Source organism: Silvania confinis (assembly GCF_025564085.1).
GTDB lineage: Bacteria > Pseudomonadota > Gammaproteobacteria > Enterobacterales > Enterobacteriaceae > Enterobacter > Enterobacter confinis.
On the sequence record NZ_JAMGZJ010000071.1, the window covers coordinates 206,467 to 213,253 of the forward strand.

A 6,787-nucleotide genomic window follows, 5' to 3' on the forward strand; every position below is an offset into this window, starting at 1 on the left:
TTTTTAAACCAGGAAACAGATCTCTGACAATGAATTTACAGCATCACTTTCTTATTGCCATGCCTGCTCTCCAGGACCCCATTTTCCGTCGTTCTGTCGTGTATATCTGCGAATACAGCGATGATGGCGCGATGGGTATCATCATCAATAAACCGCTGGAAAATCTTACCGTTGAAGGCATTCTGGAAAAATTAAAAATTTCCCAGGACGCACGCGTGCCTGAAATTCGCCTCGACAAACCGGTGATGCTGGGCGGCCCGTTGGCCGAAGAGCGCGGCTTTATTTTGCATACCCCGCCGGGCTTCTCGTCCAGCATCCGTATTTCTGATAACACCGTCATCACCACCTCCCGCGACGTGCTGGAGATACTGGGTACGGAAAGCCACCCTACCGAAGTGCTGGTGGCGCTTGGCTATGCCTCGTGGGAAAAAGGCCAGCTTGAGCAGGAGATCCTCGATAACGCATGGCTGACAGCACCCGCGGACCTGAACATTCTGTTTAAAACCCCGATCGCCGATCGCTGGCGTGATGCAGCAAAACTGATTGGCATTGATATCCAGACCATGCCTGGCGTAGCGGGGCATGCCTGATGAGCGGCACTCTCCTCGCATTTGACTTCGGCACCAAAAGTATTGGCGTAGCGATTGGTCAACGCATTACCGGCACCGCCCGCCCGCTGACGGCTATAAAGGCGCAAAACGGCACGCCGGACTGGAATCTGATTGAACGTCTGTTAAAAGAGTGGCAGCCAGACACCGTGATCGTCGGTCTGCCTTTGAACATGGACGGTACCGAACAGCCCCTGACCGCCCGGGCACGTAATTTTGCCAATAAGATCCACGGTCGTTTTGGCGTAGCAATCAAGCTGCACGATGAGCGCCTGAGCACGGTAGAAGCCCGCGCAGGTCTGTTTGAGCACGGCGGTTTTCGCGCCCTCAACAAAGGCAGCGTCGACTCCGCCTCTGCGGTGATCATCCTCGAGAGCTTCTTCGAACAGGGTTACTGAACCCTGCTCGAAGCAGTGCGCACTCTCACGGTTTTTCCAACAGCTTACCGTTCAGCGCCGTCAGTTCGCTAAGACGGGCCTGGATGCTCTGCTCGTTAATATCCCACATACCGGCAAACGCCAGCGCAGCATGATGGGCGCCTACCGGCAGCGCCATCGAAACCTCGCCGTCGTCATGATGCCAGATAACCCGCCCCTGCTGGCGCTGCTGCGCAACGTGCGGGGCAAGCTGTTGCCACTGTTCCGGGCTAAAGCGCGGAATTAACGCGGCATCCGTTTCGGCGGCCAACAATGACATGCCAATAACCGATTGCCAGGCAGGCAACATATGGTAACCGGCCAGCGCCTGGCTGGTCTGGCTACCGGGTACTGAGTGCCAGATATAGATCACCTGATCTTCCCACAGCACGCCCAGCGCCACCACGATATCGCGCGGAGCCAAACGCTCCAGCTGCACCAGCGCGCGAGAAAACAGCTCCGAACCCCGGATCGCCTGCGCCGCCAGGGCATGAATGCCAGGGCCAGGCAGATAGCGCCGCTGCTCATCCTGCATGGTCAGGCCAATGGAGGCCATCGACATCAGCAGGCGGTTCACGCGCGTGGTGTTGATCCCCATCAGCCGCGCGAGTTCACGACAACCGATAGCGCGGCCACTTGAGACCAGATATTGCAGACAGCGTATGCCGTCGATCAGACTTTGGTTCGGTTGTGATGACATAGCCGCTTTCTGTGAGTGCAGGTCAGAGTCTGATTCTACCGCCAGCATCGCAGGATACAAGGGATGGCGCGGTTTACCCCAGTCGCCCCTGCGCCCTTCTCTCGGCCAGGCTCTGCTCAAAATTTTGCATCCCTGCCTGCTGTCCGGTCTGGATCACGCCCGGCAGTTGATAGGTTTTGCCTTCACGGATCAGATTGGCCGCCGCAGGGGTATTGATCAGCAGTTCAAACAGCGCAACGCGCCCCCGCTGGTTATCCCGTTCCAGCTTTTGCGCCAGCACCGCGCACAGGCTGCCCGCCAGCTGTTTGCGCACCGGTTCTTTTTCCTGGGCGGGAAAGGCATCTACCAGCCGTTCGATGGCCTGGGCCGCGCCACGGGTATGGAGTGTGGCCAGCACCAGATGGCCGGTCTCTGCCGCCGTCAGCGCAAGACGGATGGTTTCACTGTCGCGCAGCTCCCCCAGTAATATGACGTCGGGATCTTCACGCAGCGCGGCGCGAAGGGCCTCGGCAAACGTCGGGCAGTGCAGGCCAATTTCCCGCTGCTGAACCAGGCAGCGCTTGCTCTGATGGATAAACTCCACCGGATCTTCCAGGGTTAAGATATGCCCGTCGCTGTGGCGGTTAAGAAAATCGACCATCGCCGCAAGGGTGGTGGATTTACCGCTGCCTGTGGCACCGGTCACCAGGATCAGGCCGTTATCGCTCGCAAGCAGTTCGGGTAACACCCGCGGCGTCCCCAGCGACCGCAGCTGCGGACAGTTTTCCGGCAGCAGCCGGAGCGCCAGCGAGCAGCCCTGGGTATGGGCAAATGCGCTGCCGCGCAGGCGCTGATGATTCTGCAGCGTGACGGCAAAATCCACCTGCCCGCAGGCGCACCACGTCCCCTGCTGTTCGTCACTGAGCCAGCTTTTGATCAGCGCGACGACGTCTGGCCCCGGAAAAGGCGCAAACTCCATTTTGCCCCGCCGCCGCCAGCGAGGCGGCGCATCACTGCACAGGTGTAGATCCGACACGTTATGCTTTACACTAAGGGCCACAATTTCTTCCATATCCATATAATGATCCTCGGAAAATGAACGACATTGCGCACAACCTGGCACAGATCCGGGACAAAATCTCAGCCGCAGCAACGCGTTGCTGCCGTGCTTCAGAAGAAGTCACGCTGCTTGCAGTCAGCAAAACCAAGCCTGCGAGCGCCATCGCAGAAGCGGTCGCGGCAGGCCAACGCGCATTCGGCGAAAATTACGTGCAGGAAGGGGTCGAGAAAATTCACCTCTTTCGCGAAACAGGCCATACGAACCTTGAATGGCACTTTATCGGGCCGCTGCAGTCGAACAAAAGCCGTCTGGTCGCCGAACATTTTGACTGGTGCCATACCGTCGATCGTCTGCGCATTGCCACACGTCTGAGCGAGCAGCGCCCGGCTGACATGGCCGCGCTTAACGTGCTGATTCAAATCAACATCAGTGATGAAAACAGCAAGTCAGGCATAACGCTTGCAGAACTGGATGCGCTGGCGGAGCAGGTTGCGGCGCTACCTGGCCTCAAGCTTCGCGGGTTAATGGCAATCCCGGCCCCGGAACCCGATTACGACAGGCAATTTGCCGTCGCCCAACAAATGGCTGTAGCATTTGGGGCGCTTAAAACGCGTTACCCAACGGTCGACACGCTTTCGCTGGGCATGACGGACGATATGGACGCCGCTATCGCGGCTGGCAGCACCATGGTGCGCATCGGCACGGCTATTTTCGGTGCGCGCGATTACCCCCAATAATCCCCATACTAAGGAAACCTGAGGAACGCCATGAAGACGTTGACCTTCTTGCTCTCAACGGTCATTGAACTGTATACGATGGTGCTTTTGTTGCGCGTCTGGATGCAGTGGGCCCGTTGTGATTTTTACAATCCCTTCTCGCAGTTTGTCGTCAAAGTGACCCAGCCGATCATCGGGCCACTGCGCCGGGTGATCCCGCCGATGGGGCCAGTCGACAGCGCCTCAATGCTGGTCGCGCTGATTTTGTGCGTGATAAAAGCGATCGTGCTGTTTATGGTCATCACCTTCCAGCCGATCATCTGGATCGCCGCCGTGCTGATCCTGTTGAAAACAATTGGTCTGCTGGTGTTCTGGGTGCTGATGGTGATGGCGATCATGAGCTGGGTCAGCCGGGGTCGTAGCCCGGTGGAATTTTCGTTAATTCAGCTTACCGAGCCGCTGTTGCGCCCGATCCGTAGCCTGCTGCCTGCAATGGGTGGGATCGACTTCTCGCCGATGATCCTCGTGCTGCTGCTGTATGTTCTCAACATGGGTATCGCTGAGCTGCTGCAATCCACGGGCAATATCCTGCTGCCGGGGCTGTGGATGGCGCTATGAGTGCTGTCAGCACCTGCGCCGACGGGCTGGTTTTACGGCTGTATATTCAGCCGAAAGCCAGCCGCGACGCGATTGTTGGGCTGCATGGCGACGAGTTAAAAGTCGCCATCACCGCCCCACCGGTGGACGGCCAGGCAAATACACATCTGGTGAAATATCTGGCGAAGCAGTTTCGCGTCGCCAAAGGCCAGGTGGTACTCGAGAAGGGTGAACTGGGCCGCCACAAGCAGGTCAAAATTGTTAATCCGCAACACATCCCGACGGACGTCGCGGCACTGCTACCACAGGATTAAACCATGCAAAAAGTTGTTCTCGCTACCGGTAACGCCGGTAAAGTGCGCGAGCTGGCCTCGCTGTTAAATGATTTCGGACTCGATGTGGTCGCGCAGACCGAACTGGGCGTGGACTCTGCTGAAGAGACCGGCCTGACGTTTATTGAAAATGCCATTCTGAAAGCGCGTCACGCGGCTCAGATTACTGGCCTGCCGGCCATCGCTGATGACTCCGGCCTGGCGGTTGATGCGCTCGGCGGCGCGCCAGGGATCTACTCTGCGCGCTATTCCGGCGTTGATGCCAGCGACCAGCAGAATCTGGAAAAACTGCTGGAAACCCTGAAAGACGTCCCGGATGCACAGCGCCAGGCGCAGTTCCACTGCGTGCTGGTGTATATGCGCCATGCCGAGGATCCGACCCCGCTGGTCTGTCACGGCAGCTGGCCTGGCGTCATCGCCCGCGAAGCAGCAGGCAATGGCGGTTTTGGTTACGATCCGATTTTCTTTGTCCCTTCTGAGGGCAAGACGGCGGCTGAACTGACCCGTGAAGAAAAAAGCGCGATTTCCCATCGTGGGCGCGCACTGAAACTGTTACTGGAAGCATTACGTAATGGCTAATTTGCCACCTCTGAGTCTTTATATTCACATCCCGTGGTGCGTGCAGAAATGCCCGTACTGCGATTTCAATTCGCATGCGCTGAAGGGTGAAGTGCCGCATGACGACTACGTTCAGCACCTGTTGCAGGATCTGGATGCCGACGTTACTTACGCGCAGGGACGTGAAGTTAAGACCATTTTTATCGGTGGCGGTACGCCGAGCCTGCTCTCGGGCCCGGCGATGCAGACGTTGCTCGACGGCGTGCGTGCACGTCTGAATCTGGCAGCGGATGCAGAAATTACCATGGAGGCCAATCCCGGCACCGTTGAGGCTGACCGTTTTGTCGACTATCAGCGCGCCGGGGTAAACCGCATTTCGATTGGCGTACAGAGCTTTAGCGAGCCGAAGTTAAAACGTCTGGGGCGTATTCATGGCTCGGATGAGGCAAAGCGCGCTGCGCATCTGGCGACCGGACTGGGGCTGCGCAGCTTTAACCTCGACCTGATGCACGGCCTGCCGGATCAGTCGCTGGACGAGGCGCTGGACGATCTGCGTCAGGCGATTGACCTTAACCCGCCGCATCTCTCGTGGTACCAGCTGACGATTGAGCCCAATACGCTGTTTGGCTCGCGCCCGCCGGTGCTGCCCGATGACGACGCGCTGTGGGATATTTTCGAGCAGGGCCACCAGCTGCTGACCGCCGCAGGTTATCAGCAGTACGAAACGTCGGCTTATGCAAAACCGGGCTACCAGTGTCAGCACAATCTGAACTACTGGCGTTTTGGTGATTACTTAGGAATTGGCTGCGGCGCACACGGCAAAGTGAGCTTCCCGGACGGACGTATCCTGCGTACCACCAAAACACGCCACCCGCGTGGCTATATGGAAGGGCGCTATCTGGAGCGTCAGCATGACGTTGAAGCGCATGACAAACCGTTTGAGTTCTTTATGAACCGCTTCCGCCTGCTGGAACCCGCTCCGCGCGCGGAATTTGTCTGTTATACCGGTCTTACAGAAGCGGTTATCCGCCCGCAGATTGACGCCGCGCTAGCGCAGGGTTACTTGACCGAGTGCGAAGAATTTTGGCAGATCACCGAGCACGGCAAGCTGTTCTTAAACTCCCTTCTTGAGCTGTTCCTCGCCGAAGATTCCTGAAGCACGATTCAGGATTTTACCTCCCGTTCTGCTGGCTGAGGGAAAAGCTGGCAGAGTGCGGAGATGGACAAAGCAAAACACTTACGCAGCAGCATGACGCCTGAAGAGATACGTCTCTGGTATTTATTACGGGGGCGTCGTTTTTATGGTTTTAAGTTTCGTCGACAGATGCCGATTGGCCCCTGGATTGTGGATTTCGCCTGCTTCAAGACGAGGCTGATCGTGGAGCTGGACGGTGGGCAGCATCAGGATGACGAGGAATACGATTTACGCCGAACGGCATATCTTAATGCGCAAGGTTGGCGTGTAATCCGGTTCTGGAATAACGAATTCAGGGTGAATGAGGAGGGGGTGTTAATGGCCATTCTGAAGCACCTCAATAGCTGATGCCCTCACCCTAACCCTCTCCCACAGGGAGAGGGAACGTGTTCTCCCTCTCCCTGTGGGTGTACAGACCGGGGGAGAGGGAACGTGTTCTCCCTCTCCCCTGGGGTGTACAGACCGGGGACATGGTAAACAGGTGTTCGGGGACATGGTGAACAGGTGTTCGGGGACATGGTGAACACTTTTTAACACCCTTTCCCCATGGTGATCGACTTTTTCTTCAGGTCGATCACCCCCACTTTCGTGCTGTACCACCACACCTCGTAGTTCCCGTCCGTCTG

Annotated in this window: 10 protein-coding genes; 8 read left to right on the forward strand and 2 right to left on the reverse strand. The window is 57.4% G+C overall.

Annotation, left to right across the window (positions count from 1 at the left end):
- Positions 1–29: 29 nt before the first annotated feature.
- Together M8013_RS07800 and ruvX are read left to right on the forward strand one after the other, a co-directional pair.
- Positions 30–590: a YqgE/AlgH family protein gene (locus tag M8013_RS07800; RefSeq protein ID WP_271267224.1), complete on the forward strand. Its 561-nt coding sequence runs from the start codon at positions 30–32 to the stop codon at positions 588–590.
- Complete coding sequence (ruvX, locus tag M8013_RS07805; RefSeq protein ID WP_271267225.1) at positions 590–1,006, forward strand: Holliday junction resolvase RuvX; 417 nt, start codon at positions 590–592, stop codon at positions 1,004–1,006. The genes M8013_RS07800 and ruvX overlap by 1 nt, the downstream gene beginning before the upstream one ends.
- Positions 1,007–1,031: 25 nt before the next feature.
- Here ruvX and M8013_RS07810 read toward each other — a convergent pair whose 3' ends face one another.
- Complete coding sequence (locus M8013_RS07810; protein WP_271267226.1) at positions 1,032–1,724, reverse strand: IclR family transcriptional regulator; 693 nt, start codon at positions 1,722–1,724, stop codon at positions 1,032–1,034.
- A gap of 73 nt (positions 1,725–1,797) precedes the next feature.
- Complete coding sequence (locus M8013_RS07815; protein ID WP_271267227.1) at positions 1,798–2,781, reverse strand: type IV pilus twitching motility protein PilT; 984 nt, start codon at positions 2,779–2,781, stop codon at positions 1,798–1,800.
- 17 nt (positions 2,782–2,798) lie between these two features.
- Here M8013_RS07815 and M8013_RS07820 point away from each other — a divergent pair, with 17 nt between their 5' ends.
- The 6 genes from M8013_RS07820 (at position 2,799) to M8013_RS07845 (ending at position 6,509) form a co-directional block, all read left to right on the forward strand.
- A complete protein-coding gene (locus M8013_RS07820) occupies positions 2,799–3,500 on the forward strand; it encodes a YggS family pyridoxal phosphate-dependent enzyme (RefSeq protein WP_271267228.1) in 702 nt (233 codons plus the stop codon).
- Between the two features lie 30 nt (positions 3,501–3,530).
- On the forward strand, positions 3,531–4,097 hold the full coding sequence (locus M8013_RS07825; protein WP_271267229.1) for a YggT family protein: 567 nt from the start codon (positions 3,531–3,533) through the stop codon (positions 4,095–4,097).
- On the forward strand, positions 4,094–4,390 hold the full coding sequence (gene yggU / locus M8013_RS07830; protein WP_271267230.1) for a DUF167 family protein YggU: 297 nt from the start codon (positions 4,094–4,096) through the stop codon (positions 4,388–4,390). Before M8013_RS07825 ends, yggU begins: the two co-directional genes overlap by 4 nt.
- A 3-nt stretch (positions 4,391–4,393) precedes the next feature.
- Positions 4,394–4,987, forward strand: coding sequence for an XTP/dITP diphosphatase (locus tag M8013_RS07835; RefSeq protein ID WP_271267231.1), 594 nt, complete (start codon positions 4,394–4,396; stop codon positions 4,985–4,987).
- On the forward strand, positions 4,980–6,122 hold the full coding sequence (gene hemW, locus M8013_RS07840; RefSeq protein WP_271267232.1) for a radical SAM family heme chaperone HemW: 1,143 nt from the start codon (positions 4,980–4,982) through the stop codon (positions 6,120–6,122). Before M8013_RS07835 ends, hemW begins: the two co-directional genes overlap by 8 nt.
- 63 nt (positions 6,123–6,185) lie before the next feature.
- Positions 6,186–6,509, forward strand: coding sequence for an endonuclease domain-containing protein (locus M8013_RS07845; protein ID WP_271267233.1), 324 nt, complete (start codon positions 6,186–6,188; stop codon positions 6,507–6,509).
- Positions 6,510–6,787: the final 278 nt, after the last annotated feature.

Excerpts from the sequence above, each read along its gene's own strand:
- M8013_RS07800 (WP_271267224.1), top strand. The coding sequence starts at position 30 with ATGAATTTACAGCATCACTTTCTTATTGCCATGCCTGCTCTCCAGGAC.
- ruvX (WP_271267225.1), top strand. The coding sequence starts at position 590 with ATGAGCGGCACTCTCCTCGCATTTGACTTCGGCACCAAAAGTATTGGC.
- M8013_RS07810 (WP_271267226.1), bottom strand. The coding sequence starts at position 1,724 with ATGTCATCACAACCGAACCAAAGTCTGATCGACGGCATACGCTGTCTG.
- M8013_RS07815 (WP_271267227.1), bottom strand. The coding sequence starts at position 2,781 with ATGGATATGGAAGAAATTGTGGCCCTTAGTGTAAAGCATAACGTGTCG.
- M8013_RS07820 (WP_271267228.1), top strand. The coding sequence starts at position 2,799 with ATGAACGACATTGCGCACAACCTGGCACAGATCCGGGACAAAATCTCA.
- M8013_RS07825 (WP_271267229.1), top strand. The coding sequence starts at position 3,531 with ATGAAGACGTTGACCTTCTTGCTCTCAACGGTCATTGAACTGTATACG.
- yggU (WP_271267230.1), top strand. The coding sequence starts at position 4,094 with ATGAGTGCTGTCAGCACCTGCGCCGACGGGCTGGTTTTACGGCTGTAT.
- M8013_RS07835 (WP_271267231.1), top strand. The coding sequence starts at position 4,394 with ATGCAAAAAGTTGTTCTCGCTACCGGTAACGCCGGTAAAGTGCGCGAG.
- hemW (WP_271267232.1), top strand. The coding sequence starts at position 4,980 with ATGGCTAATTTGCCACCTCTGAGTCTTTATATTCACATCCCGTGGTGC.
- M8013_RS07845 (WP_271267233.1), top strand. The coding sequence starts at position 6,186 with ATGGACAAAGCAAAACACTTACGCAGCAGCATGACGCCTGAAGAGATA.